The organism is Olleya sp. R77988, from assembly GCF_044594215.1.
GTDB lineage: Bacteria > Bacteroidota > Bacteroidia > Flavobacteriales > Flavobacteriaceae > Olleya.
On the sequence record NZ_CP138988.1, the window covers coordinates 772,356 to 797,853 of the forward strand.

Here is a 25,498-nt window from a genome sequence, read left to right on the forward strand (position 1 = left end):
TGAGCGGTTTTTTATAGTACTTTTGTCAAGCTATGCTAAAAGTAAATAACCTCTCTTTTTCTTATAATAAGACATCCGTTTTAAAAGATTTATCTTTTAAAGTAAGACAAGGAGAACACCTTTCTGTTATTGGAGAAAGTGGGTCAGGAAAAAGCACTCTACTAAATTTACTTTTTGGTGAATATGACTTAAATAAAGGTCAGATTTTTTGGAAGGATAAAGAAATATTAGGTCCAAAATACAACTTAGTTGTTGGTTATGACTTTATGAAATATGTCTCTCAAGATTTTGATTTGATGCCATTTATAACAGTCGAAGAGAATATAGGCAAACACCTATCTAACTTTTTTCCTGAAGAAAAAAAAGAACGTACAACAGAACTATTAAATGTTGTAGAACTTACAGAATTTGCTAAAACTAAAGTTAAAACACTTAGTGGTGGACAAAAACAACGTGTAGCACTAGCACGTGCATTGGCAAAACAACCAGAAATTATTTTGTTGGACGAGCCTTTTAGCCATATCGATAATTTTAAAAAGCAATCATTAAGACGTAGCGTTTTTAAATATTTAAAAGATAAAAATATTGCTTGTATTGTAGCCACACACGATAAAGAAGATGTCTTAGGATTTGCAGACACAATGATTGTTTTGCACAATCAAAAAATAGCAGTTAACAATAGTCCAGAAACTTTATACAATAATCCAAAAACACCTTTAATCGCCTCCTTTTTTGGAGAATTTAATGTGATAAATGACAAAATAATTTATGCACATCAATTAAAAGTGGTTGAAAAATCAGACTTAAAAGCAACAGTAAAGCACGCATATTTTAAAGGTCATTATTTTTTAATTGAAGTAGATTTAAAAGGTAAAACTGTGTTTTTTGAAAATGAAAATAATTTCAAAATAAATGACACTGTTTATTTGACAATTTTATCATAGCAATTCCTTTTCAGCATATTCCAATCCATTTGGTAACACTAAAGAAGAAAACTCTAGATGTAATACGCGTCGTCGTCTTTGCACAGTTGTTTCAGAAGACGCATGTAATAAAAATGGTTTTATTAATTGTACTCCACCAGAACCAACTTCGCTTACAAAAGGAATAGAATTGGAAGTAATTAACTTAATTTCATCATCATTTAATCTTTTATGATGTGATCCAGGAATCACTTTTAAAGCACCATTTTTAATAGTCGTATCATCTAAATGAATACGCATGGCAAATGTGTTTTTAGAAATATCTTCGGTTGGACAAACACTAATAACTCCTTTTTTGTTTGTCCAAGATTTAAAACCCTCTGTCTCTTTTTTTTCTAATACATTAATTGGTACATCCTGATGCCAAGTTACATACCAATTATCTTTTGGCGATTTGTCAAAATAAATAGCTTTGGTTAAAAACACGTCCTTGTCAATTGATCTAATTAGTTTTCTAAAGTTTTTATTAAACAAAATATCTTTTAGCTCAGGCATTTTTTGTATTACTTTTCGCATTCCAAAAGCCTGCTCATCGTTTTCTTTTAGATAGTAATCCAATTTAGCTTTAAGCTTTCTAATATCTCTTTTAGTGTACACATGATTTAAAATCCCGAACCCTTTATACTCTAATCGTTTAGCAATTGTACGTAAGTTTTTATCATTAATTTCGGTTTCGTACGCATCTACAGCATCATATAAACGCTCTTTAATATTGCGTTTTAAACGTTCTGGCGCAATGACTTTAATACCTTCACCTAAACCTAAAATTTCCTTTTCTAATTCAAAATTAAGCTGCACATCTAAAGAAATAGTCACACCATAATTATCGCGACTCACTTCTTTTTGCGAATGATGAAAAGGTTTAGTTAAAACATAAGGTGCATGTTTATGATTTATATAAAGCAAAACCTTTTCTGGTGCCATGTTTGGACTAACAGACACACCTATTGCATCTTTATAAAATGTATCAGAATTAAAGGTTAAATCCGAAACAAAATTTTTAGTACTTTTTTTAATCGTAATTATACGATCTAAAGCTAAATTCATTAAACCTTCATTTGTTTTTCTTTTTCCAATAACAAACCACCTATTTCTAAATTCTTTTAGCAAATAAGGATGAAAAGTAAAGGTGCTTTCTTGTCTAGCTTTAAACGATTGATAGGTAATATCAATAGCTTCTTTTTTTAAGATAAATTGATACAACTTATCCAAAAACTGCAAGCCTTTTAAATTATCGTTTTTCTCAAAATCTATTAACGATTTTTCATGTGTTTTTTGTGTGTAAACATGATCTTCCAGTTTTTGAACCATACTACCCAACTCGTCAAAATGCGAAAACCCTTGAAACTGTTTTAAAAACGAAACCGCTTCAGAAAGCTTAGTTAAATCTTGATTAGAAATTGGACTATTGGTTATGCTATAATTGTCGTCTTCGTATTTATAATACTTTCTATCATAAACCACAATTGGTGCATTATAACCTAGTTTATCGCTACGCATCATCTGTAAATCTAACTGTACAGTACGTTTACTAACATCTATATCTTTTCCTTCGTATTCATATAAGGCATCAGATACTGCTTCAATTAAATCGTTAAGTGTCCATTGTCTAAAGTTATTCTGAAGACATTTATCTATGGTTTTATATCTAATTAATGCGTTTTTATTTACTGCCATATTATAAAATATTTCTTCTAAATTAAAAGAAAATATCTGCTACGCAAAAAGATTGCGTATTTATACAATTGTTTTGTCTTAAATATAAAAACAATGGAAGCTTTAAAACTTAAAATATTTGATGTCTTAACGGGAAAAATAACGGTTTCAGAATTTGAAAATTGGCTGTATAATTGTGAAGAATTTATAAGTCTAATAAATTCAAATTCGTTTTATTTTAATGTGATTTCTATTAACTATAAAGATGAAAAATGGAAAAAACAATTAGACAATTTAGTAAAAGAAAAATATAATGAAAACTTCAAGCTAGTATATAAAATTGAAAGGAGTTGTTTAGAAATAATAGAGTCTAATGAACCCAAAAAAGTCTATGAAATCTTAACTAAATTAACTTTAAATTTTGATTATGATACGGATTATTATGCTTTATGGGATTTTTATAGTATTCATAGTCGTTTTGACACATTTTACGGAAGTATGTTTAACGAAAATGAGTTATTAAAAGAAGCTAAATTTTATGCAAAACAAGTCATAGAATCAACAAAAAACTCTAAGAATTTTGTAGAAACAAATGAAACATTAATGAAAGAATTAAAGTCTTATGAAAGTGAGAAAATTATAGAAATTACATCTTTAAAACAAAAATTACTTGCTTTTTTCAAAAAAATATAATACTTCGTATTATGCAACCCAATTTTCCTGAAATGAAAAAATAAATTTGGAGAAGTCAAAAATAAAGTTAGATATTTGCATCGCATTTCAACCAAAACTAAGTTGAATTAAAAATTAGAAACTATGAGTTTATTTATAACATATCAAATCGACCCGAAAGGAATTCTTCCTTTTGCGAGGCTTCGTGATTATCGTTAGATAAACTTTTCAAATTTATAAATGAAAAACCCGAAGCCACTTAAAAACTGTTTCGGATTTTTTGTTTTCAGTCATTAGCAAACCTGCTAAACATATTTTTCAAAACAATTATTACAAAATTAAGACACGTGTCTCATTGATGTTTCCTGCACTTAAGACAGGCAAAACATTAAATCAATTTTACATTGTCACAAATCAAAATGTCTTTAAACATCAATAAAAACAGGTATTTAAAGACGTTAACAACTATAAAACATCATGGAAAAACCATTAATAAAAAATAAAATAATACAAATAACCTCAGGTCAAGGACCAGCAGAATGTTGTTGGGTTGTGGCTCAGGTTTTAAAATATTTTTTAGAATCTGTAAACAACTGTGGTATTGAATACAAGGTATTACACAGAGAAAAAGGAATTGAAAACATGACCTTACAATCTGTAACCATTCAATTAAAAGGAAAAAACTTAAGTCGGTTTTTAAGCGGATGGATTGGAACAATACAATGGGTTGGGACGTCAACATTTAGACCACAACACAAGCGCAAAAACTGGTTTGTTGGTGTGTATGAAATAAGAAAAAGTGAACAATTTCAAATTCTTGATAAAGATATAACCTATCAAGCCACAAAAAGTTCTGGACCAGGAGGACAACATGTTAACAAGGTAAGTTCTGCTATTAGAGCTACACATAAACCAACTAAAACACAAGTGTTGGTTATGGATAGTCGCTCTCAACATCAAAACAGAAAAATAGCAAAAACACGCTTACAAGAAAAAGTAACAGAGCAACAATTAAAAGCCTTACAATCTGGTATAAAAAACCAATGGAAAAACCACTTAACATTACAAAGAGGCAATCCAATAAAAGTTTTTAAAGGCACAGATTTTAAAAAAAATACAATTGTTAAAAGCTTTAAAAAACAACGCAATACATTAAAAAACGAATTGCAAAACGAGTTAAATAATTAAAAAACTTTTAAAAAGAAACATAAACTGAACTATTCTGTCATGCTAAGCCTGTCATTTTTGTTCAAAAAAATTAAAACAATGGACACTAATTTATTAAACAATTACGTGCTTAAGGCTATAGATGCTTATCCATATGATCTAGAAGAAACAGTAGAAAATCTAAATTATGCCTTGTCATACGAAAGCGATAATGCTTACGCTTTGTATTTAATGGGACGTTTACAAGCCGAACAATTAGGCAATTACGAAAAAGCAAAACAGTTTTATGCTGAAGCTTTGGCTAGTAAAATGGATTTTATACGTGTGTATCCAAGATACATTCAGACACTATTAAATAATGAAAATTTTGATGAAGCACAAAAGCTAATTGATTTTGCATTAACTATAAAAGGTATCGACAAAGGTTCTATTTGGAGTAAACAAGGTCAATTATATGAAATTAAACAAGAGTTTAAAAAAGCAATTAAAGCACTAAAAAAAGCGAAGCTATTTGGATACAACGATGGTTTTATAAGCTATGTAGATTCTGAAATATCAAGAGTTAAAAGCAAAATGAAACCAAACAAGAAAAAATCTAAAAACAAAAAAAAGAAGAAAAAATAACCATTTACAAGATTAAATTGTCTTGTAAATTTTAAAAACATTAAAAATGAAATTAACAAGAAACATATACTTTACTTCAGACCATCACTTTGGTCATGAAAACATTATAAAGTTTACCAATCGTCCATTTGGTAGTATTGAAGATATGGACCAAGAGCTAATAAAACGTTGGAATAGTAAGATTAATAAAAATGATAAAGTATATCATTTAGGAGATTTTGGGCTTTGTAAAGCAGACCGAATGAGAACTATTTTAGATCAATTAAACGGAAAAATATTTTTAATTAAAGGTAATCATGAAGGTGCTGCTTTAGCAAACCCAAATAGATTTGAGTGGATCAAAGATTATTTTGAATTAAACGTAGACGATGCAGATGCACCAAATGGCAAACAAAAAATAATCTTATTGCATTATGCAATGCGTGTTTGGCGATCAAGCTTTAGAGGTACCTGGCATTTATATGGTCATTCTCATGGAAGCTTACCAGACGATCCAACAATGAATAGTTTTGATGTAGGTGTAGATTGTCACGATTTTTATCCACTATCCTACGAAGAGGTAAAACAAATTATAAGTTTAAAAACATGGAAACCTCCATTTTAAAAATTAAAATTATGAAACGACAAGATTTATTAAAACGTTTCCTAACAGGAACAGACAAAACAGGACGCTTTATTGTTAGCTCAAAAATTACAGGCATTACCTATTTTATTGAGCCAATTGATAACGGAAAACCAAATAAACTTTGGGGAGACGTTGATCCTGCAACCAATAAATTAACAGGTGATTATGGCAACAAAGCAATTGGAGCTGTAAAAGAAAAAGACTCTTTAATTACCACAAATAATGGTTTTGTAAACATTTTAACCTTTAAAGGAAGTCCCTTAGGCGAAATAGATAGAAGAGATAAAATGTATGCATCTCAATAAACTTTAAAATATTTTTTTACTACGCAAAAACATTGCGCAATAATGTAAAATATTTGCAGAGTAATTAATAAGAAGACTTTTGGAATCAGACTTTAAAAGTAGCGCTCCACCAGATGTTGAAGCTGGTGGAGTTTAATAAAAGTTCTTTAACATAATAACTGGGAAAATAACGATTGGTAGTTTACTCGCTTTGGATGCGAGAGGTTGTAGGTTCGAGTCCTGCTTCTCAGACAAAACGTTCATTGAAATCTAATAAAATTCAGACAAACTGAATTTATTAGTCAAAATAATCATCATTTGTATAAATGATGGGGCAGCTTATTGTCCATAGATAAACTTGGTAACAAGGATAAATCTATTTGCAGACACTGCAAATGGAGACTGTTTTATTTAAAAACAGTACAGGTAAGCAAGCAACTAACGTAAACAACTGTATTCAAGGGGTAACCGCTGATGAGTATAAGTGTTTATAGCCAACATTTTTTTAGGCTTGAAGCGGAGACACTAATAGGAAAAGTTGTAGTAATAGGTTACGTATAGATCATCCAATCTAACGGAGCGTATTACAGTATTAAAGTTACCCGATTGGAAACTTTTCGGTAGCTTAAAATACGGTGTGTTGGGAAACACACAAGGAGAAGGTTGGTGTTTTGTAGGCTAAAATCTGCGAAGCCATTTTCGAAGCTCTTCTTCTAGGTCAAGTTTTAAAGTCTAGGTTCGATTCCTAGTATCTAAACCAAAAATTGGATATAGCTCAATTGGTAGAGCGCTGTATTTACTTACAGATAACGCAAAAGACTTCGGACGTCACAGCAGCTAGTAGTTGCCTAAACCCATTGAAACATATGGGACGACAAAGGTCGCAAGCCTTTATCGTGTAGTAAACATTCTAATAAGCCGCCTTAAACAAGGACGCTTATGAATAGTAAGGGAGCCAACCCTTGTAATTGCAAAGCGTGGTAAATAACCACTATGCAAGCTAAGTCTAAGTTGCTGAACAGTTGTGATGAAATTAGGCATCAGATAAGTACGTAATTCTCTAAGCAATGAGAAGCGCGTGGAAAACTAGAGAAGACGAAAGTTATAATTCTAGGAAAGTTTATCTACAAACGAAGGTATTCTCATATCGTTTTTTAAAATATTATTAATCTAATAAGATTAACTGGAAGCATTGAGCAATTGGTTGGCTCGTCAGACTGAAATGCGTTTTTACGCTTTCAACGATTCCTATTTAATAAAATAGAAATCATTGAGTTAAAATCTGATCTTTTAAAGCGTGTAGGTTCAAGTCCTACTGCTTCCACATCAAGCAAGTCTTGTTATGTGTTTCGGTATAGCACTATTGTATAAATCCTTGCGGTTTCGCATCAGGTTTTTATATCTAACTTGACTTGAAGGCTTCGGTTATTAGCCAAATAATAATCATCATCTATGTACACAGGTTCGAATCCTGTCTTCTCTAACAAGAAGTAGCTAAGTCAGGTTAAGCAGTAGATTCAATTTGTAGGTTCAAGTCCTACCAAAACCAAATGGTTTTGTGGCGAAATTGGTAGACGCACTGTATTTTGGTTACAGCAATTGAAATGGACTGAAAATCCACCATTCACTAAGAAAGTCACTTATAAAAATCGACTACCATTGTGTGTCTCACATAAAACGACAAAAAAAACAAAGTAAAGGCAAACTGGCTAAAAGCAAATTATTGCTAAAGCAGTCCAGAAAACACCTTGAAATACAATTAGTAATAAACCACTTTTAGGTTTTCTTTTTGTTGAGACTTTCAGAATTCAAGTCATTTAATTTTATATGATTTCAATTCCAGAAACAGCAACTTAAACAGATTTAAAACAATTTAAAACAGTTGTATTTCCCTAGTTAGAAAGATGGTTTGCTTTCGCTTTATTTTACTAAAGAATAGTCATTTCAGCTTGACTGAAATTCTATTATAAATGTTTAATCGTTCTGAGTAAAAAAAGAAAAATCAGAACACAAAAATTAGAAATCATGAAGAGAGTAAGAATTCATTCAGGTCATGTAGGTTTAGTGTTTAAAAATGGTGATTACCATCGTGTAATTACTCAAGGTAAACATTGGTTAGGGTTTAATGAGCGTGTTATAACGTACAATTTAAGCTTGCCATTTAACGCACCACAAGCTTTAGAAGTCTTACTTAAAGATGACGCTTTGGCAAACATGTTATCAGTAATAAATGTAGAAGATAACCAGATTGTTTTGGTTTACGAATACAACAACTTTAAACGCGTATTAACTCCAGGTCGTTATACATACTGGAATTCCTTAATCGATTACAAGTTTGTAACAGCAGATTTAAGTAAAATTGACATTACAGAACCAATCGATAAAGCATTGTTTTCTAAATTAGAAGTCAATAAATACATTCGTGCGTTTGAAGTAGCTGCTTATGAAAAAGCGGTCATGATTGTAAACGATAAATTTGAAAAAATCTTAGAACATGGTACTTACCGTTTCTGGAGAAATGATCAAACTATTAAAATCGCAAAAGCAGATTTACGTCAATTACAATTAGAAGTTGCAGGTCAAGAGTTGTTAACCAAAGACAAAGCAACAGTACGTATAAACTTTTATGCACAATACATAGTTACAGATATTGAAACTGCGTTAATGCGTAATAAAGATTACGAAAAGCAATTATATATTACATTACAATTAGCTTTACGTGCATTTGTTGGCGCATACACTTTAGACGAATTGTTAGAGCAAAAAGAAACTATTGCTACAGCAGTTTTACAAGATGTAAAAAAGCAAGCCAACACATTAGGTGTTAATGTATTGCATGCTGGTATTAGAGATGTTATCTTACCAGGTGACATGAAAGATATCATGAATCAGGTATTGATTGCGCATAAAAAAGCACAAGCAAATGTAGTAACAAGACGAGAAGAAACAGCCTCTACAAGAAGCTTATTAAATACTGCAAAATTAATGGAAGACAACACCATGTTGTTTAAATTAAAAGAAATGGAATATGTAGAAAAAATTGCTGATAAAATTGGAGAAATTACAGTCGCTGGAAACGGTAATGTAATCGAGCAATTAAAAGATATTTTTTCTGTGAATAAGTAAGGTTATGGCGTAACCCAAACCAAAAAGGGTTTGGGTCGCGCTTTCCGCTAAATCTTTTGCAAAAAAAGCAAAAGGATACCGCATCAATCGCTTACGCAGGTTAAACAGACAGTACTATGCAAATTGTTTTGACACAAATAAATTCACAGTAATTAAGTATATTTACTAATAACACTAAAAAGATTTACAAAATGAGTATGAAATGTGGAACAATAACAGACGAGACATTATCTGATTTGATTGATAATAATTTAGAAATTCAAAACAAATTAAAAGAACTAGGAATAACTGAAGATGGTTCACAATTAAAAATTGAATTAAAATATTCTGAATTATTAACTAAGGATGAGAAGGAAGCTTTTAAAAAAAGATATAAAAAACATTTTCGAAAAAAAACAAGAAAGCAATTTAAAAAAAGGAATCTAGTAGTTAAACCCGGAGAAGACAATTTAACTTTCCGTTTTTGCTTTTCGGACGCAGTCTGTGATATATGTTACCAAAACCTTCAAAAAAGAAGGAAAGAAAACAGTCTTATCTAATTAGAGTAAGTCGTTTTAATCTTAAACGTTTAACAACTCGTATACCTATAAATATACAACTCATTGTAGACTCAATACAATAAGCACAAAAAAGATGAATTCTTTTTAGTTGACCAACTTGTATCTATAAAAACATATCATAAAATTTTTATGATGTATTAAGGTTTACTTTTCCAATTTTTCTGAGACAAAGCTCCACATTTTAACTTATCAATATAAATTCTTTTAAATTTATTTTACTACGCAAAACTATTGCGTAATACACTATAATATTTGTAGTGTAATTAAAATGTCATTCAGAGCAAAGCGAAGAATCTCATTTATAAAAGAAATAAAAATGAACACAAAAATAACAGGAAACCATTTATTAGAATTAGGTTTCAGGCAAGGAAAATGGATGAAAGATGCTATTGCCTATATTAATGAAAACCAATTAAATGAAAAAGCAATGACTAATTATTTAGAGCAATTTAAATCTCCAGATCCAATTGCATTACATGTAAAACCAGTAGATTTTTCTATTAATATTAAAGCAGAAAATGACTTAGAAAAAGACAACGTTTTTAAAGTCGTAAACTCTATGCAAACCTTAATGAAAACACCAACATTAGTTGATGGAGCCATTATGCCTGACGCTTGTCCTACAGGTCCAGACGGAACCATTCCTGTTGGTGGAGTTGCAGTTGCAAAAAACGCAATACATCCAGGAATGCATAGTGCAGATATTTGTTGCTCTGTCATGTTAACCGATTTTGGTAAAGCAGATCCAAAAACTATTTTGGACGCTGCACATGCAAGTACACATTTTGGTCCAGGAGGAAGAGATAGAGATAATCAATTTAGATTTCCTGATGAGTTATTAGAAGCTTTTGAGTCTAACTTTTTCTTAAAAGACAAGCAAATGATCCAGATTGCAAGAACCCATTTGGGTACACAAGGTGATGGTAATCATTTCTTGTTTGTTGGTAAATCTAAAAAAACAGGAAACACTATGATGGTCACGCATCATGGATCCAGAGGTCCAGGAGCAAGATTGTACACTAAAGGGATGAAAATTGCTGAACGATTTAGACGCGACTTATCACCAGAAACAAAAAAGCAAAATGCGTGGATTCCGTTTAAAACTGAAGAAGGTCAAGCCTATTGGGATGCCTTGCAAATTATAAGAGATTGGACAAAGAAAAACCATGAGGTTTTACATGATGTTGTAGCAGAAACATTAAACATTAACATTGAAAGCAGATATTGGAACGAGCATAACTTTGTTTTTAAAGATGGTGATTTATTTTACCATGCAAAAGGCGCAACACCTTTGGATGCTAAGTTTATGCCAGATATTACTGGACCAAGATTAATCCCATTAAATATGAGTGAGCCTGTTTTAATTGTGGAAGGTAATACCACCAAAACCAATTTAGGGTTTGCACCTCATGGAGCTGGTAGAAATGTAAGCAGAACACAACACAGAAAAAGCAAAACAGGAACAACTATGCAAATCTTTAAAGAAGAAACTAGAGGTTTAGATGTTAGATTTTTTTCAAAAGAAATTGATATTACTGAATTGCCAAGTGCATACAAAAACGCCAAAGCAGTTAGAACACAAATGGACGAGTTTGGATTAGGAACTGTCATTGATGAAGTCTTACCTTATGGCTGTATTATGGCTGGAGATTGGCAAAAAAATGCACCTTGGAAGATTAAAAGAGAAAAACGAAATAGAAATAAAAAGTAAATTTTAGAAAGGGAAAAGTGGGCTGACGCAAGTTGGTCTGCTTTTTTAAATATTACATTTATAAAATGAAAACATCAAAATTAACTCAGTTAATCAAAGACTCAAAACCACTATTTTCAATAGAATGGCTATTAGTTAATGATGTGTTTTTTCAAGATGAATATCTGCAAAAATTCTCGAAACAACTTATTGATTTTCATGAAAACAACACACCAAAACACTTACCACTTCCTCACTTTTCTGAAGAAATAACACCTGATTTAAACAACGTGTTTTCAATATTTAAAAGCATTATTATAGTATTAGATGCTAACAATTTTATTTCTAATAAAGCAAATCAAAACTTAATCTCTAATACTATTCAAAAAACACCTTTTGAATCTGTTTTACAAATAATGGGACAAAGACAAACACCTGCAACCATTAAAACTAGTCAAGGTTTACCTTTAAAAAAACAAGAAATGATTGATAGTGGTTTAAAACCTTATAACAATCAAATTAGTGTTGGTGTTAGAGCTTGGGAAAAACATATTGATAGAACAGACGATGCTTTTTGGGGTAAAATTAGTGGTTCTCCTCAGGTAAAACAGAATACTGTAAAAAACATTATAACCAATATAATTAATAATCATACTTGGTGGAATACATTTTACCATTACAAACACCAAACTGTTTTTGAAATACGCGTAAAAAGTGGTCATGGTATGCGATGGTCTAAAGAAGACAAATCATTAATAGGTTTTTTGGAACCCTTTTTATAAATCAGATTATAAAACCTCCAAAATCTCAAAACTTAGATCTCTAAATGTAACACGATCTCCAATAGTTTTAGAAAACAATAATTGCCCTATTGGTGTATGAGATGAAATACCGTAAAACATATCATCTTTTATCTTTAATACTCCAGCACTTATCGCAATATAATAGTTTGCATTTGTAGTAAAAACTACACTACCTAAACGTATAGTTTTGGATGTGTTTTCTGTATTAATTTTAGATAAATTTTCTTTAATTTTAATAATTTCTACCAACTGGTTTCCAGCTTTTTCTCTTTCTAATTGTAACATTGCACGACCAGTTTCGTGTTTATCACCAGCACTACTTTTGGTTTCAGATAATAATGATTCCTGGATTTCAGTCATTGTTTTTTGAACAGTCAATAAACGGTTTTCAATAAAATTAAAACATTGCTTATATAATTTTTCTTTTATATTCATTTACACTAAATCTGCTAATTCTTCTCCAACAAAACTACCAATTGCAACTCCCATTCCACCTAATCGCACACCACAATATACATTATTACTAAGCTGTTTTAAAATAGGTTTTTTTTGAGTTCCAATTCCCATAATACCACTCCAACTATGGTCAATTTCAAATGATGTATTAGGCAGAATGGTGGTTTTAAGTAAGTCTTCTAATTTGTTTTGTATTAGAGTGGTTTGTCCTAAATCTGTAGTTTCTTCTGCTTTAAAATCAAGGTTTCGTCCTCCTCCTAATAAAATTCTATTATCAATATTCCTAAAATAATAATAACCTTCATCTAAATGAAATGTACCTTTTATATGTAAGTTTTTAATCGGTTTTGTAATCAATACTTGTGCTCTTGCTGGCTTAACTTTTTCGTCTAAAAGTTGAGAGGCAAAACCATTTGTAGCAATTAATAATTTTGATGTTGAAAAACCAAATTGATTAGTTTCGACTTTAACAGCATTTGCATCTTCAGAAAAACTAGTAACAGACACATTGTTTAATATTTTAATGCCATTTAAGAGTGCTTTTTGCAATAAAGCCTCCATCATCTTACCTGTATCTATTTGTCCTTCAAATTGATTAAAACTGTACTCGTTTTTTATATTTTGAAAACCAAATGTGTTGGATTTAAAGCTAAATACCTCAGCATTAAAAATTGGTTTTAATAATGTATTAACGTTCTTTATCTTTTCAACACAGTTTTCATATAAATTATCAGTTTTAGAAAACAACTCATAACCACCTAATTGTTGGTAGTCTATCGTTTTATCGCCTAAATTGTTTCTTAATAACTGAAGTCCATTAATACGTTTTTGAACTAAATCTGCAACCTCTTGTTCTGTATGTGACTTTAGATCATCTATAATTTCTGATAAACTTCCAAAACAAGCAAATCCTGCGTTTTTAGTACTTGCTCCTTGAGGTAAAGTTCCTTTTTCTAAAATTAAAACACTAGCTTTTGGGAACCGTTTTTTTAACTGTAAGGCACAATTTAATCCTACAATACCACTACCAACTATAGTATAATCTACGTTGGTAAGCCATGATTTTATTTCCCAATAACTCAATTTCATACTCAATAAGTTACTACAGTTTGTTTACTCTTGATTATTAATTACAAATTGTGCTAACGCGTTTATGTCTTTATTTTTTAATTGAAGTTGTCCTTTTACTTCTATGGTTTCGTCCGCATTACTAATTCCATTAATTTTTAAACCCAATAGTTTTTCCAAGTAATTATTTATCATTGGAAAGTGGTTTTGATCTTGCAGTTTTTCAAAATCAATAGTTAAATCAAAAACGTTAGTATTTTCAATCGTTTCTGCTTTATAGGGTTTCTCTAAATTAGTACTTGCTAACAACCCTTTTTCTGTTTTGTCTATCTTAAATTGATATAACGGAAACACCTCTTTACTTAAATTTCCTTGTTTTATTATAGACACTTTTTCAAGATAATTATATAGTTTTGAGGCGTCAGACGATAGTTGCATATTAATTTCTGGTACTTCCTTTTTTACAGCAGTTAGCGTTTCTACTTTTTCAAAATCTTCATTATATTCATAGGTTATTATAGAGTCCATTTGCGTTGTTGTATTTACCATTTCTAACGCTAAATGTCCATTATAATAAGTGCTTAAACTATCTGTTTGCACATCAACATTGTTATGCTTAAAAGACATATATTTTATAGTGGATAACAAATTAAGATTAAGCGTAACGCTAGCATCACTAGAAAAATTTACTCCTGTAAAGTTTTTTGGAGTATCTAAATATTGTGGCAATACTAAATTTCCTGTTATTAAAGCTTGTCCTGATTTAAAATCTAAATGTAAATTATTGTTTTTAGATAAAAAATTAATATGTGCATTTGCATCTTTAATTTTATTCCAAATTTTATTAGACTTACCTGATGTCTTTTTATCAACTAATATATCTGAAAATACCTCATTTACATTTTGTTTACTTGGGTTATAAGCTACAACACATTGTTTATCGTTAAAAGCAATCACAACTTTTTTATCTTTATTTGAAGCAACAGTAAACCCTGTTAAAGTTTTAAAATTGGTGATTTTATATTTGCTTTTGATATGGTTTTTAAAATGTGCTGAATCAGAAACTTTAAAAGAGGTAAAAATGGTAGTTCTAGGATTGTTTTTTACCGTATATAAAAATACATTTGCAGGAATTGTAAACCCTTTTTCTTCTTTTTTATCGTCCTTAATAGTATCTTTTTTAGACTTACTTTTTAAATAAAATGAAGGGTTTGTAATAGCATTAAACATTATAGATTGTGTAATACCATCCACTTTAATTTTTATAATTTGGTCTGCGTCTTCATGTATTACATCTTGGTATGATGCATAATCACGATACATCAAAAAACCTTTAAAAAGTAAGAGCAGCACACTAATAATAATGGCTGCTCTTTTTAATATTTTTTTAATTTTCATTAAAACTTATTTAATAAATTTTTCAATAATATTAAAAATATATTTTAAAGCATTTTCTTCTGTAGGTGGAACTTCTACAACCATTTCAGAAGTTAAAGTGTTTCCTTTTATTCTAGAAGCTGTTACATAAGCATCCTTAGAGGTATCTAAAAACCATTGTAGTTTTCCGTCACGATCTATTCCCATTTCATCTATTGGTAATTGAGATCCTAATTGCTTAGCACTTACAAAAACAGAATAACTGTTATTTAACATTCTTTTTTTATGAGTCGATGATACTTTAGCATCAAAAGTTCCGGTTGTTATTTTTCTCATTTCAACTTCAGAAGTACCTAAAAATACAATACCATCTTTAATTGTTAAATGAATAGATAATGGGCTTCTTGGCTCTTTAAACGTGTAAATACCGTTTGCAAAAGTTACCATTTCTTTATTAACTAAATAGCTAATAGATTTTTTAAGCAATTTTGTGTCGCCTGAAGACGCCATTACTAAAAAGTCAGGAATTGTTTCTGTTTTAGTTTTTTCTACCTCAACATATTCATAATCGTCATCATACTCATAAGACGTATAAGTAACTTCTTGTTTTGATATACCAGATAATAAAAACAATAGATCACCTTTAATGACATTTGCCACAGCTTCTTCGTCTAATAATAATGAAAATAAATCAATACCTAAACTAGCTTCTTCTCCATAATATGGCATTGTGCTAAGCATCTTATTCATTAAAACTGGGTATTCTTCAAGTGTTCCTTTAGTGTCAATAGAATAACTCATGTAACCAATCATTCTATCCTCATTAACATAATTTAAAAACTTTTTATTAAGTTTTCTTGCGGTCATTTTTTTATAGCTTTCTGCCATATCATCAGACATAGTGTAATCAGTACTTAACACCATTTTATCATCTTCTAACAATAATTTTGCCGATAAACTATTTCCTGCATATAATTTTGCTAAATCTAAACCATCTAATTGGCTACCATAATAACCACCTAATAAATCTGAATAAATCTGTCCAAAATCTTTAACCCATACTGTAGCTTCTGCTTTACTATCTAAACTTTTTAAATAGGATTTGTTTGTTAAAATCGAATTAGATTTAGATCCTGATTGAGTTAATATCTGTATTGCTTTTAATTTAGACCATTGATCTGTTAACTCTCTTTTAATAGTGTAATTTGATACATAATCAAAAGAATCATCAGTACCATATTCAGTAGACTCTATAACTGTTTCTTCTACTTCTTCTTCATAAGTCTCAGTAGATTCAATTACTGTTTCTTCTATCTCTTCCTCATAAGTCTCTGTAGCATCTCTAGCTGCATCAACCGCATGAGCAGCTGCTTCTTCACTATTAGAAGGTGCTGGAGGTGGTGGAGGAATAGTTTCTGGCCAATCACCATATACGTTTTCTGACTGAAGTCCATAACGCTCTAAAACCGCTTCGTCCTGAAAATAAAGCTCATTAGTAGAACTAGCCACCATTACTAAAGTGTTATTGTTCCAAACGATTGCTGGACCGTTTTCATCTTTAATTGTCTTAACTCCATTTTGACTAACAATCTCAACTTTACCTGATTTTTTAAAAAAATCTTCAAACTGATTTACATCCTTTAACCCAACAATAAAAACATTATGATTTACGCTATCATTAGCTTGCATAAAATAGTGCGCTGACGCTTTTAAATTAAAACCAAAATCGTCTAATGAGTTAACATTCAAGTCACCTCTATTAGCTTCCTTTAAAATTTCAGATCCAAAAAAAGAGTTGTTTAACTCTTCCATAGATAATAACTGTAATATGTTTTCTCCTTTTACTGTTGCAACAACTGAGGCGTCACTTGGTATTTTAGATGCTGTTTTTTGAGCTAATACTGTTGTAGAAACACATAAAATAGCTAGTAATAATAATTTTTTCATTGATTAATAGTTGATTATTGGTTATTTTTTTAATTGAATTTGAGTATTAAAATCTCCTGTTCCGTCTATAATATCTAATGCACTCACACGTTGCATTACTGCTTTTTTGGATTTAGAAATTTTAGCTTGTTGGTTATTTTGAGATTGGACTTCTTTGTCGAATCTATATATCACAGTATAAGAAGCATCATCAAATACTTTTTTGTTTTCAGACTTAAGTTTATTATACTGCTTTTTTACGTCATCTGAATAAGTGTACTTTCTTTTAAAATTCAAGTTTTTGTTATCAAAAAAGTAAGATGATAGTCCTGTATTATGTTTTTGCTCTCCAGCTACTTTATTAGTTATTTTATTAATATTCTCTATCGTTTTAAAATCACACTTTACAGAAAATATAAAATTGTCATAATCGGCAGTTTTTTTAATATTGGAGATACCTTCAGATTTTTTTAATTCTGAAACTACTTGATCTAAGCCTTTTTGGATATCTGTTCTAGAAGGCACCTTAACACCATTAACAGAGTCTAAAAGCATTATGGAAGCTAGTTTAGCTTTACTTTTACTCATGTTTAAGGTAAACGTCATTGTACCTGTACCATCACTTTTAAGATCAACCTCTTCAATGATTTCAAAACAAGAGGTTATTGTTAAGATAATTACAAGTAAGAAACTATATTTAAGGTATTTAGCAATTTTCATTTAAAATATTTTATGTAACAAAGATACAGAAAGGTTTTTCTTTTTTCTAATAAAAAAAACTCCGAAAATTTCTTTCGGAGTTTTTATATATTTTATTCTTCTTTTTGCTTTTCAATTACAAAATCTTCCATAAATTTAGTAGTATAGTTTCCAGATAAATAATCTGGATGATCCATTAACTGTCTATGAAAAGGAATGGTTGTTTTAATTCCTTCTATAACAAACTCGTCTAAAGCACGCTTCATTTTATTAATAGCCTCTTCACGCGTCTGTGCTGTTGTAATTAACTTAGCAATCATAGAATCGTAATTAGGCGGAATACTGTATCCAGCATAAACATGAGTATCTAAACGCACACCATGTCCTCCTGGAGCATGTAATGTTGTTATTTTTCCTGGAGAAGGACGGAAGTCGTTAAAAGGATCTTCAGCGTTTATACGACACTCTATTGAGTGTAAATTTGGTGTATAGTTTTTACCTGAAATTGGCACACCTGCTGCTACTAGGATTTGTTCACGGATTAAGTCAAAATCAATCACTTGTTCTGTAATTGGATGCTCTACTTGAATACGTGTATTCATTTCCATAAAGTAGAAGTTTCTATGTTTATCTACAAGAAACTCTACAGTTCCTGCTCCTTCGTACTTTATGTACTCTGCTGCTTTTACTGCTGCTTCACCCATTTTTTTACGCAAAGCTGTAGTCATAAAAGGGGAAGGTACTTCTTCTGTTAATTTTTGATGACGACGTTGTACAGAACAATCTCTTTCTGATAAGTGACATGCTTTACCTGTAGAATCTCCAACAATTTGAATTTCGATATGTCTTGGCTCTTCAATAAGTTTTTCCATGTACATATCATCATTTCCAAATGCAGCTTTAGATTCAGCACGTGCAGACTCCCATGCATTTTGCAAATCTTCTTCTTTCCACACAGCACGCATTCCTTTTCCTCCACCACCAGCAGACGCTTTAAGCATAACAGGATAACCTGTTTCTTTAGCTACTACTAAACAATCTTCAAAAGTTTCGATAACACCTTCACTTCCTGGAACACAAGGTACACCTGCTGCAATCATTGTAGATTTTGCATTGGCTTTGTCACCCATTCTGTTAATCATGTCTTCTGAAGCACCAATAAATTTAATATGATGTTCTTCGCAAATTTTTGAAAACTTAGCGTTTTCGGATAAAAATCCATAACCTGGATGTATAGCATCAGCATTTGTTATTTCTGCTGCTGCAATTATATTTGAAATTTTTAGGTAGGATTCGCTACTTGCAGGTGGTCCAATACAAACCGCTTCATCTGCAAATTTAACGTGTAAACTTTCTGCATCTGCTGTAGAGTATACAGCAACTGTTTTAATACCCATTTCTTTACAGGTTCTAATAACACGTAATGCTATTTCTCCTCTATTGGCAACTAGTATTTTTTTAAACATCTTTTTTGAATTAGATAATTAGACAATTAGGGATTATTCGATTATTCGATTATTATTTTTCTAATACTCGATAGATCTAATAATCTAAAATTAAGATGGGTCTACTAAAAATAATGGTTGATCAAACTCTACTGGAGAAGAATCGTCCACTAATATTTTAACAACTTTACCTGATACTTCAGATTCAATTTCGTTAAATAATTTCATTGCTTCAATAATACACAGTACATCTCCTTCTGCAATGTTTTGACCAACTTCAACAAATAATGGTTTATCTGGAGATGGTTTTCTATAAAATGTTCCAATAATTGGAGACTTAATAGTAATATATTTTGAATTATCGTCCGCTTCTGGAGCTACTGTTTCTGTTGGTGTTGCAGCTACAGGAGCTGCTTGCATTGGCTGCTGCATTGGCATTTGTGCTTGCATTGGCATTTGCTGAACGTAAGTTGTTTCTGTTTCAGAACCTGTTTTAATAGTGATTTTTACATCATCAGTTTCTAATTTAACTTCACTTGCACCAGACTTGGCAACAAATTTAATTAAGTTTTGAATATCTTTTAAATCCATAATTATAAGTTATTAATTTAGTTTGTTAGTTTGTTAAGAGTTGTAAGCCCATTTTAAATAAATAGAACCCCAAGTAAAACCTCCTCCAAAAGCAGCGAATACTAAATTATCGCCTTTTTTAAGCTGAGTTTCAAAATCGCTAAGTAATAAAGGTAAGGTTGCAGATGTGGTATTACCATATCTGTGTATGTTTTTTAAGACTTTATTGTCTTCTAGATTCATTCTGTTTGCTGTAGCATCAATAATACGCATATTTGCTTGATGTGGTACTAACCATGATACATCATCATGACTAAGGTTGTTGCGTTTCATTATTTGCTCGCATGCATCTGCCATATTAGAAACTGCAAACTTAAAAACGGTACGTCCATCTTGGTGCACAAAATGTTTTTTATCTTCTAAAGTTTTTTGAGATGCTGGTAATATAGATCCTCCTGCTTCTATTTTTAAAAACTCTCTTCCTGTTCCATCACTTCTAAGGTATTCATCCTGAAACCCTAAACCTTCTTCATTTGGTTCTAATAGTACAGCTCCTGCTCCATCACCAAAAATAATACAAGTCGCACGATCTGTATAGTCTATTATAGAAGACATTTTATCTGCTCCAATTAGTAATATTTTTTTATAACGTCCAGACTCAATATAACTTGTTGCTGTCGATAATCCATATAAAAAACTAGAACAAGCAGCTTGCAAATCATAAGCAAAAGCATTTGTTGCTCCTATTTGAGTTGCTGTATACACAGCAGTGGAAGCAACTAACATGTCTGGAGTTGCGGTAGCAACAATAACTAAGTCTATTTCTTTAGGATCTAGATTACGTTTTTTAATTAAATCTTTAGCTGCGTTAATAGCCATAAAGGAAGTTCCTTGACCTTCTTCTTTTAAAATTCTACGTTCTTTAATTCCTGTTCTTGAAGTTATCCATTCGTCATTAGTATCTACAAGGGTTTCTAACACCTTATTAGATAAAATATAGTCTGGCACATAGGCACCAACAGCAGTAATTGCAGCAGTAGTTTTGCTCATTTTTTAGCTATTTTAGTCAAAAAAAGGTCAAAAACGACCATATTTGACTTGAATTTAATAAAATTAGTCTTTTTTGACTAATTGAATGCAAAGTAAATCCTTTTTAACTTATAGAAAAATAAATCATAAAAAAAACGCTCACAAGTGAGCGTTTTATTGTATGCATGCATAGTAATTATGCTACGTTTTCTTCAACTGAGTTGTCAATTAACACTTGACCTCTGTAGTAAAGTTTTCCTTCACTCCAGTGAGCTCTGTGATATAAGTGTGCTTCACCAGTTGTTGGGCAAGTTGCAATTTGTGGCGCAGTTGCTTTATAATGTGTTCTTCTCTTATCTCTTCTAGTTTTCGAGATTTTTCTTTTAGGATGTGCCATTTTATATAATTATTTATCCGTTAATAGTTTTTTTAATGTATTCCAACGAGGATCTGTTTCCTCTTGGTCTTCTTTTTTGTCTTTTATTCTTGGACTAAGTTCTTCTAATTTTTCAAGTATTTCTGAATCTAATGTTCCGTCTTCAACTCCTGGATGTATACGTTTGCTTGGTAATGCTAATACAACTAACTCATATATATATTGTTGGATATTGACTTCATATTCACCATGTGGAATAATTAATATGTCAATATGCTCATCATTATATTCTTCTCCAAATTTAATTACCAAATCAAAAGTGTTTGATATTGGTAAGTCAAATGGCTCATTAGTAACATCACAGTTTACGTTTACTGTTCCAGAAACTTCAAAATTTAACTCTAATAAAGTTGATTTTTTTACAAAAATTAAATCTACTTTAATATCGCATGAGTTAAACTCTTCATACTCAAAATGATCAAAGAACGTTTGGTCAATATTATAATCAAAAAGATGTTTTCCTTCTTTTAAACCTACAAATGGTATTGTAAATTCTTTTAATTGCTTCATTACCACATCTATTTTGAGCCTGCAAATATATAAAAAATTCTTTATTTTGAAGACTTATAAACATTTTTTTGTTTATATCTTTCTTTTAGAAAATCCTAGCGGATTTTGACTTATGATTTTATACTCGTTTCTATTTTTAAAAATCTGTATTCCTGTAAAAATAGCCTCTTTAAAAGAACTCATGTCTGCTGTTCCTTTTCCGGCAATTTCATAGGCTGTCCCATGATCTGGAGAGGTTCTAACTCGGTTTAAACCTGCTGTATAATTTACACCTTGTCCAAATGATAATGTTTTAAATGGTATTAATCCTTGGTCATGATAAGACGCAATTATAGCGTCAAAATTTTTATAATTATTAGACCCAAAAAAACTATCAGCTGCATATGGTCCAAAAACTAACATACCTGATGTCTTTATTTTTTGAAGTGTTGGACGTAAAATGTCATCGTCTTCATTACCTATAACACCATTATCTCCTGTATGCGGATTAATGCCTAAAACTGCAATTTTGGGCTTATTAATTTTAAAATCTTGTTTAAGAGAGGTGTAAACTGTATTTATTTTTTCTTCTATAAGTTCTGGAGTAATGTGACTAGCTATATCTTTTACAGGTACATGATCTGTAAACAACCCAACTCTTAATCCTTCTGTAACCATAAACATTAGACTGTTACCTTCTAACTCTTGATTTAAGTAATCTGTATGTCCAGGAAATTTAAAAGTTTCAGATTGTATATTATGTTTGTTTATTGGAGCTGTAACTAACACATCAATAGCTTCGTCTTTTAAAGCTTTTGTTGCTTGCTCTAGAGACTTAATAGCATACTCTCCAATTTTAATGTCTTCTTGTCCAAAGTTTATATTTACATTTTCTTTCCAACAATTTAAAATATTAACGCGTCCAACAAGCGCTTGATTAACGTTATGTATTCCGTTTAAGTTTATATCTAATTTAAAATGGTTTTTAACAAAACTCATCGTCTTAATAGATGCAAAAATAATAGGTGTACAAAAATCTAGCATCCTTTTGTCTTCAAATATTTTTAAAACAACTTCTGCACCAATCCCATTAAGATCACCTATAGATATTCCTAGTTTAATATTTTCTTCTTTCTTCATTAATACTACTAACTATTGTTTGTAAATTTACCAAAGCAAATTTAACCAAATAATACGATTAAGTTTATGTTTACAGGAATAATTGAAACGCTAGGTACAGTAAAACAATTATCTACACTAAAAGGTAATTTAGAGATCACTATTGAAAGTAATATTACTAGTCAATTAAAAATTGATCAAAGTGTTGCGCATAATGGTGTGTGTTTGACTGTTGTCGAAATTAATAATAATCAATACAGAGTTACTGCTATAAAGGAAACTTTAGACAAAAGTAATATTGGTAATTTACAAGTAAATGATGTTGTTAATCTTGAACGCGCAATGAAGCTTGGAGATAGATTGGATGGACATATTGTACAAGGACATGTAGACCAAACTGCAACTTGTATTGATGCAAATGAAACAAATGGAAGTTGGTTATATACATTTGAGTATGATCCAAAATTAAATAATATAACTATTGAAAAAGGGTCTGTTACAGTTAATGGAGTAAGTCTTACTGTTGTCAACTCTGCTAAAAACAGCTTTAGTGTTGCTATAATACCTTATACTTATGCACACACAAATTTTAAAACATTTAAAATTGGAACAAAAGTAAATTTAGAATTTGACGTAATAGGTAAGTATGTAAAGCGCCTTAACGAACTAAACGTTTGATGCTTTTCTTGAAGTTATAATCTTGTAAACACCATAAGCAACACCAAGTATTACTAGTGCAACAATACCATTATCTATAGGAAGACCTGGTGGTGGTGTAGGTGGTGGTGGAATAACTACTTGTGCAACTCCAGCAATGCTTATTAATAAAAATAAGACCGAAACTAATAATGTTTTATTTTTCTTCATCTTTGATTTGAGGGTGTAAATGTATGAAAAAAACTATGCTAACAAAACTTTTGAAACTCTTTTTTGTTAAAAAACATCTTTAAAGCGCTATTTTTCTCGATGAAATACGGTTTTTCGTTGGTTTTCGCTTATTTCTTGACGATTTAATAACATTAAAATTGAAGAAAAAAATCATTCTAAACCAATTTAACAACTAATTGAAGAAAACTAATTACAAAATAAGAGGTTAATTAAGCATAAAACTCTAAATACTTGTTCTTAACAATTTGACCAACTGGTTTGTTTTCAATTTTACTTTCTAACCAAGATATAATGTCTAGATATAAAAATGCACGACGCTCAAAAGGATGGTCTTCATATTGCTTTAAAACTTCAAGTAACTTTCTAAATTCTTTTTTAATATCCTGAGGATATATGTCTTGTAGCCCTCTAATAAATTTTATCATTTCTTTTTGTACCTCGTGTAAGTCATTCATTTTAATTAAAAACTTATAAGTACTACGTAATAAAGTTTCTAAATGATAATCTAAACCTGCTTCATAATGTGCAACTAAATTTAATACTCTAGAAAAGCAGAGTAAATCTTCACGCATTGATAATGACTTGTTAGAAATAATCTTATCAAGATAGTTGATACATTCTTGATTATTACCAGCTCCAAAATGTAAACTTGCAAACTTGTAATAAAAAATCATCTTATGATGTGCATCAATTTTATTATTAAATTGAATTAATTCTGTTTCAATTTGTGGTATTAATAACAGTCCTTCTTCAAAACTTCCATCTATAAAATACTGATTGATTTTATGGAAATTACCATATAGAAACACTAAAGCCTCAATATTTTCACCCTTTGGAAAATCAGATTGGTTTACAACTGTATAAAACTCATCAAGCTTATTGATAAACTTTGGCTTGTTTTTTATAAAGTACAATGCTTCTAATAAATAATTATTTCCTTTTAAGAAAAAAACAGGGTTTAGATTTATCATCTTAGGGTTGTCATAAAACAAATCCACCCATTTTAATGCATACTTATAACAATTTAAAAAGTCTTGCATTAAAAAACTATACCATAAATGTGCTTTATATAACCATAGTTTTTCTCTAAAACCTAGTTTAGATAATTCTAATTTTGGAAGTCTATCATTAAAATATTTAGTAACTGCTTTACTTTCTTCTTCATTTTTTACATAGCCAGTTTTTAAAATTATACTATATAATTGTAAAGACAAATTAGATAATTTACTGGTTATAACATTAAGCTCACTTAGTTCTTTGGCTTGAACGGTTAAATAATCTGCTCTGTTACTAATACTTCTGGTAATGTACTGAGCCTCAATTATTTTTTCTAATTCTACAATTTCAAAAGCTAAGTTTTTTTCTTCATTTACAATTGCTAACTCTTTAGCTTTATCTAAGATTTTTAAACTCTGTTTATACAACCCTTTATGGTATAAAATAGAAGCAAAATCTAATTGTTCTCTAATCTGAGAACGTATATTTTGATGTGAAGGATTTAGCTTTAAGCTAATTAAAATCTGCTTATATAAATGTGCTTTGACATTAGCTAATTGTTGTTTTTTTACGTCTGTAGATTTTAAAATTAAAGACTCACTGTAAACCTTCATTTTATCCAAAACATTAAAAACACTCAAAAACTTTGAATCCTGATTAACCCCTAATCTTCCAACATACAACTTAAATTGTCGCTTTTCAGATTTGGTTAAGGATTTTACCAATAGAAATAAATTATCTTTTTGATCTTTAGTCATCAATTAAAAATGATGTTATGTTGTTGATTTTCAGGTGTTTAAAAAGCTTTTG

At 30.3% G+C, this 25,498-nt stretch carries 25 protein-coding genes and 2 tRNA genes; 13 read left to right on the forward strand and 14 right to left on the reverse strand.

The features are described 5' to 3' along the window. The first annotated feature begins 32 nt into the window (after nucleotides 1–32). Nucleotides 33–944, forward strand: coding sequence for an ABC transporter ATP-binding protein (locus tag SJY17_RS03385; RefSeq protein WP_397364059.1), 912 nt, complete (start codon nucleotides 33–35; stop codon nucleotides 942–944). Here the strand turns inward: SJY17_RS03385 and SJY17_RS03390 are convergent. Continuing rightward, nucleotides 939–2,660, reverse strand: a complete 1,722-nt coding sequence (locus SJY17_RS03390; RefSeq protein ID WP_397364060.1) for a WYL domain-containing protein — start codon at nucleotides 2,658–2,660, stop codon at nucleotides 939–941. The two genes, SJY17_RS03385 and SJY17_RS03390, sit on opposite strands and share 6 nt — an antisense overlap. Nucleotides 2,661–2,753: 93 nt before the next feature. Between SJY17_RS03390 and SJY17_RS03395 the strand changes: the two genes are divergently transcribed. From SJY17_RS03395 to SJY17_RS03445, 11 genes are all read left to right on the forward strand, one after another. Next, a complete protein-coding gene (locus tag SJY17_RS03395) occupies nucleotides 2,754–3,332 on the forward strand; it encodes a hypothetical protein (RefSeq protein WP_397364061.1) in 579 nt (192 codons plus the stop codon). Nucleotides 3,333–3,788: 456 nt separating this feature from the next. Next, the gene (gene prfH, locus SJY17_RS03400) at nucleotides 3,789–4,499 is read left to right on the forward strand and encodes a peptide chain release factor H (protein ID WP_397364062.1); all 711 of its coding nucleotides are present in this window, start codon (nucleotides 3,789–3,791) and stop codon (nucleotides 4,497–4,499) included. 78 nt (nucleotides 4,500–4,577) lie between these two features. Beyond that, a complete protein-coding gene (locus SJY17_RS03405) occupies nucleotides 4,578–5,102 on the forward strand; it encodes a hypothetical protein (protein ID WP_397364063.1) in 525 nt (174 codons plus the stop codon). A 46-nt stretch (nucleotides 5,103–5,148) separates the two neighbouring features. Then, nucleotides 5,149–5,706, forward strand: coding sequence for a metallophosphoesterase (locus tag SJY17_RS03410; protein WP_397364064.1), 558 nt, complete (start codon nucleotides 5,149–5,151; stop codon nucleotides 5,704–5,706). A gap of 11 nt (nucleotides 5,707–5,717) precedes the next feature. Then, nucleotides 5,718–6,032 carry a hypothetical protein gene (locus SJY17_RS03415; protein ID WP_397364065.1) on the forward strand — a complete coding sequence of 105 codons (315 nt, stop codon included), beginning with the start codon at nucleotides 5,718–5,720 and terminating at the stop codon, nucleotides 6,030–6,032. Nucleotides 6,033–6,190: 158 nt separating this feature from the next. Continuing rightward, a tRNA-Pro gene (locus SJY17_RS03420) sits at nucleotides 6,191–6,263 on the forward strand. Nucleotides 6,264–7,196: 933 nt separating this feature from the next. Next, nucleotides 7,197–7,335 (forward strand) — tRNA-OTHER (locus SJY17_RS03425). A 701-nt stretch (nucleotides 7,336–8,036) separates the two neighbouring features. Next, nucleotides 8,037–9,137 (forward strand): slipin family protein, encoded by a 1,101-nt coding sequence (locus tag SJY17_RS03430; protein ID WP_397364066.1) that lies wholly within the window; start codon nucleotides 8,037–8,039, stop codon nucleotides 9,135–9,137. 197 nt (nucleotides 9,138–9,334) lie between these two features. Beyond that, nucleotides 9,335–9,676 (forward strand): hypothetical protein, encoded by a 342-nt coding sequence (locus SJY17_RS03435; RefSeq protein WP_397364067.1) that lies wholly within the window; start codon nucleotides 9,335–9,337, stop codon nucleotides 9,674–9,676. A gap of 337 nt (nucleotides 9,677–10,013) precedes the next feature. Beyond that, nucleotides 10,014–11,408: an RtcB family protein gene (locus SJY17_RS03440; protein ID WP_397364068.1), complete on the forward strand. Its 1,395-nt coding sequence runs from the start codon at nucleotides 10,014–10,016 to the stop codon at nucleotides 11,406–11,408. Nucleotides 11,409–11,473: 65 nt separating this feature from the next. Next, complete coding sequence (locus tag SJY17_RS03445; protein ID WP_397364069.1) at nucleotides 11,474–12,169, forward strand: hypothetical protein; 696 nt, start codon at nucleotides 11,474–11,476, stop codon at nucleotides 12,167–12,169. Between the two features lie 6 nt (nucleotides 12,170–12,175). On the opposite strand, the gene SJY17_RS03450 is transcribed toward SJY17_RS03445, so the two are convergent. The 11 genes from SJY17_RS03450 to pdxA all read right to left on the reverse strand — a co-directional run bounded on the left by SJY17_RS03450 (nucleotide 12,176) and on the right by pdxA (nucleotide 22,825). Beyond that, on the reverse strand, nucleotides 12,176–12,550 hold the full coding sequence (locus SJY17_RS03450; RefSeq protein WP_397364070.1) for a 3-oxoacyl-ACP synthase: 375 nt from the start codon (nucleotides 12,548–12,550) through the stop codon (nucleotides 12,176–12,178). Nucleotides 12,551–12,625: 75 nt separating this feature from the next. Next, nucleotides 12,626–13,735, reverse strand: a complete 1,110-nt coding sequence (locus SJY17_RS03455; RefSeq protein ID WP_397364071.1) for an NAD(P)/FAD-dependent oxidoreductase — start codon at nucleotides 13,733–13,735, stop codon at nucleotides 12,626–12,628. 24 nt (nucleotides 13,736–13,759) lie between these two features. Further along, nucleotides 13,760–15,112 carry a hypothetical protein gene (locus SJY17_RS03460; protein ID WP_397364072.1) on the reverse strand — a complete coding sequence of 451 codons (1,353 nt, stop codon included), beginning with the start codon at nucleotides 15,110–15,112 and terminating at the stop codon, nucleotides 13,760–13,762. 6 nt (nucleotides 15,113–15,118) lie between these two features. Further along, nucleotides 15,119–17,038: a hypothetical protein gene (locus SJY17_RS03465; RefSeq protein ID WP_397364074.1), complete on the reverse strand. Its 1,920-nt coding sequence runs from the start codon at nucleotides 17,036–17,038 to the stop codon at nucleotides 15,119–15,121. Between the two features lie 21 nt (nucleotides 17,039–17,059). Beyond that, nucleotides 17,060–17,737 carry a hypothetical protein gene (locus tag SJY17_RS03470; RefSeq protein WP_397364075.1) on the reverse strand — a complete coding sequence of 226 codons (678 nt, stop codon included), beginning with the start codon at nucleotides 17,735–17,737 and terminating at the stop codon, nucleotides 17,060–17,062. A 92-nt stretch (nucleotides 17,738–17,829) separates the two neighbouring features. Then, on the reverse strand, nucleotides 17,830–19,182 hold the full coding sequence (gene accC, locus SJY17_RS03475; RefSeq protein ID WP_397364076.1) for an acetyl-CoA carboxylase biotin carboxylase subunit: 1,353 nt from the start codon (nucleotides 19,180–19,182) through the stop codon (nucleotides 17,830–17,832). Nucleotides 19,183–19,272: 90 nt separating this feature from the next. Continuing rightward, entirely contained in the window at nucleotides 19,273–19,752 is a 480-nt protein-coding gene (gene accB, locus SJY17_RS03480; RefSeq protein ID WP_397364077.1) for an acetyl-CoA carboxylase biotin carboxyl carrier protein, read from the reverse strand. Between the two features lie 33 nt (nucleotides 19,753–19,785). Continuing rightward, nucleotides 19,786–20,781, reverse strand: a complete 996-nt coding sequence (locus SJY17_RS03485; protein ID WP_397364078.1) for a beta-ketoacyl-ACP synthase III — start codon at nucleotides 20,779–20,781, stop codon at nucleotides 19,786–19,788. 175 nt (nucleotides 20,782–20,956) lie between these two features. Continuing rightward, a complete protein-coding gene (gene rpmF, locus SJY17_RS03490) occupies nucleotides 20,957–21,157 on the reverse strand; it encodes a 50S ribosomal protein L32 (RefSeq protein ID WP_027879374.1) in 201 nt (66 codons plus the stop codon). A 9-nt stretch (nucleotides 21,158–21,166) separates the two neighbouring features. Continuing rightward, entirely contained in the window at nucleotides 21,167–21,706 is a 540-nt protein-coding gene (locus SJY17_RS03495; protein WP_397364079.1) for a YceD family protein, read from the reverse strand. Between the two features lie 72 nt (nucleotides 21,707–21,778). Next, nucleotides 21,779–22,825 (reverse strand): 4-hydroxythreonine-4-phosphate dehydrogenase PdxA, encoded by a 1,047-nt coding sequence (pdxA, locus tag SJY17_RS03500; protein WP_397364080.1) that lies wholly within the window; start codon nucleotides 22,823–22,825, stop codon nucleotides 21,779–21,781. A gap of 66 nt (nucleotides 22,826–22,891) precedes the next feature. Between pdxA and SJY17_RS03505 the strand changes: the two genes are divergently transcribed. Continuing rightward, the gene (locus SJY17_RS03505) at nucleotides 22,892–23,482 is read left to right on the forward strand and encodes a riboflavin synthase (RefSeq protein WP_397364081.1); all 591 of its coding nucleotides are present in this window, start codon (nucleotides 22,892–22,894) and stop codon (nucleotides 23,480–23,482) included. Here SJY17_RS03505 and SJY17_RS03510 read toward each other — a convergent pair. Then, complete coding sequence (locus SJY17_RS03510; protein ID WP_397364082.1) at nucleotides 23,471–23,671, reverse strand: PID-CTERM protein-sorting domain-containing protein; 201 nt, start codon at nucleotides 23,669–23,671, stop codon at nucleotides 23,471–23,473. The genes SJY17_RS03505 and SJY17_RS03510 overlap by 12 nt on opposite strands. A 230-nt stretch (nucleotides 23,672–23,901) precedes the next feature. Continuing rightward, nucleotides 23,902–25,446, reverse strand: coding sequence for a hypothetical protein (locus SJY17_RS03515; RefSeq protein ID WP_397364083.1), 1,545 nt, complete (start codon nucleotides 25,444–25,446; stop codon nucleotides 23,902–23,904). Nucleotides 25,447–25,498: the final 52 nt, after the last annotated feature.

Bases quoted from the DNA above. Each gene is read 5' to 3' on its own strand.
- SJY17_RS03385 (WP_397364059.1), top strand. From the start codon at position 33: ATGCTAAAAGTAAATAACCTCTCTTTTTCTTATAATAAGACATCCGTT.
- SJY17_RS03390 (WP_397364060.1), bottom strand. From the start codon at position 2,660: ATGGCAGTAAATAAAAACGCATTAATTAGATATAAAACCATAGATAAA.
- SJY17_RS03395 (WP_397364061.1), top strand. From the start codon at position 2,754: ATGGAAGCTTTAAAACTTAAAATATTTGATGTCTTAACGGGAAAAATA.
- prfH (WP_397364062.1), top strand. From the start codon at position 3,789: ATGGAAAAACCATTAATAAAAAATAAAATAATACAAATAACCTCAGGT.
- SJY17_RS03405 (WP_397364063.1), top strand. From the start codon at position 4,578: ATGGACACTAATTTATTAAACAATTACGTGCTTAAGGCTATAGATGCT.
- SJY17_RS03410 (WP_397364064.1), top strand. From the start codon at position 5,149: ATGAAATTAACAAGAAACATATACTTTACTTCAGACCATCACTTTGGT.
- SJY17_RS03415 (WP_397364065.1), top strand. From the start codon at position 5,718: ATGAAACGACAAGATTTATTAAAACGTTTCCTAACAGGAACAGACAAA.
- SJY17_RS03430 (WP_397364066.1), top strand. From the start codon at position 8,037: ATGAAGAGAGTAAGAATTCATTCAGGTCATGTAGGTTTAGTGTTTAAA.
- SJY17_RS03435 (WP_397364067.1), top strand. From the start codon at position 9,335: ATGAAATGTGGAACAATAACAGACGAGACATTATCTGATTTGATTGAT.
- SJY17_RS03440 (WP_397364068.1), top strand. From the start codon at position 10,014: ATGAACACAAAAATAACAGGAAACCATTTATTAGAATTAGGTTTCAGG.
- SJY17_RS03445 (WP_397364069.1), top strand. From the start codon at position 11,474: ATGAAAACATCAAAATTAACTCAGTTAATCAAAGACTCAAAACCACTA.
- SJY17_RS03450 (WP_397364070.1), bottom strand. From the start codon at position 12,550: ATGACTGAAATCCAGGAATCATTATTATCTGAAACCAAAAGTAGTGCT.
- SJY17_RS03455 (WP_397364071.1), bottom strand. From the start codon at position 13,735: ATGAAATTGAGTTATTGGGAAATAAAATCATGGCTTACCAACGTAGAT.
- SJY17_RS03460 (WP_397364072.1), bottom strand. From the start codon at position 15,112: ATGAAAATTAAAAAAATATTAAAAAGAGCAGCCATTATTATTAGTGTG.
- SJY17_RS03465 (WP_397364074.1), bottom strand. From the start codon at position 17,038: ATGAAAAAATTATTATTACTAGCTATTTTATGTGTTTCTACAACAGTA.
- SJY17_RS03470 (WP_397364075.1), bottom strand. From the start codon at position 17,737: ATGAAAATTGCTAAATACCTTAAATATAGTTTCTTACTTGTAATTATC.
- accC (WP_397364076.1), bottom strand. From the start codon at position 19,182: ATGTTTAAAAAAATACTAGTTGCCAATAGAGGAGAAATAGCATTACGT.
- accB (WP_397364077.1), bottom strand. From the start codon at position 19,752: ATGGATTTAAAAGATATTCAAAACTTAATTAAATTTGTTGCCAAGTCT.
- SJY17_RS03485 (WP_397364078.1), bottom strand. From the start codon at position 20,781: ATGAGCAAAACTACTGCTGCAATTACTGCTGTTGGTGCCTATGTGCCA.
- rpmF (WP_027879374.1), bottom strand. From the start codon at position 21,157: ATGGCACATCCTAAAAGAAAAATCTCGAAAACTAGAAGAGATAAGAGA.
- SJY17_RS03495 (WP_397364079.1), bottom strand. From the start codon at position 21,706: ATGAAGCAATTAAAAGAATTTACAATACCATTTGTAGGTTTAAAAGAA.
- pdxA (WP_397364080.1), bottom strand. From the start codon at position 22,825: ATGAAGAAAGAAGAAAATATTAAACTAGGAATATCTATAGGTGATCTT.
- SJY17_RS03505 (WP_397364081.1), top strand. From the start codon at position 22,892: ATGTTTACAGGAATAATTGAAACGCTAGGTACAGTAAAACAATTATCT.
- SJY17_RS03510 (WP_397364082.1), bottom strand. From the start codon at position 23,671: ATGAAGAAAAATAAAACATTATTAGTTTCGGTCTTATTTTTATTAATA.
- SJY17_RS03515 (WP_397364083.1), bottom strand. From the start codon at position 25,446: ATGACTAAAGATCAAAAAGATAATTTATTTCTATTGGTAAAATCCTTA.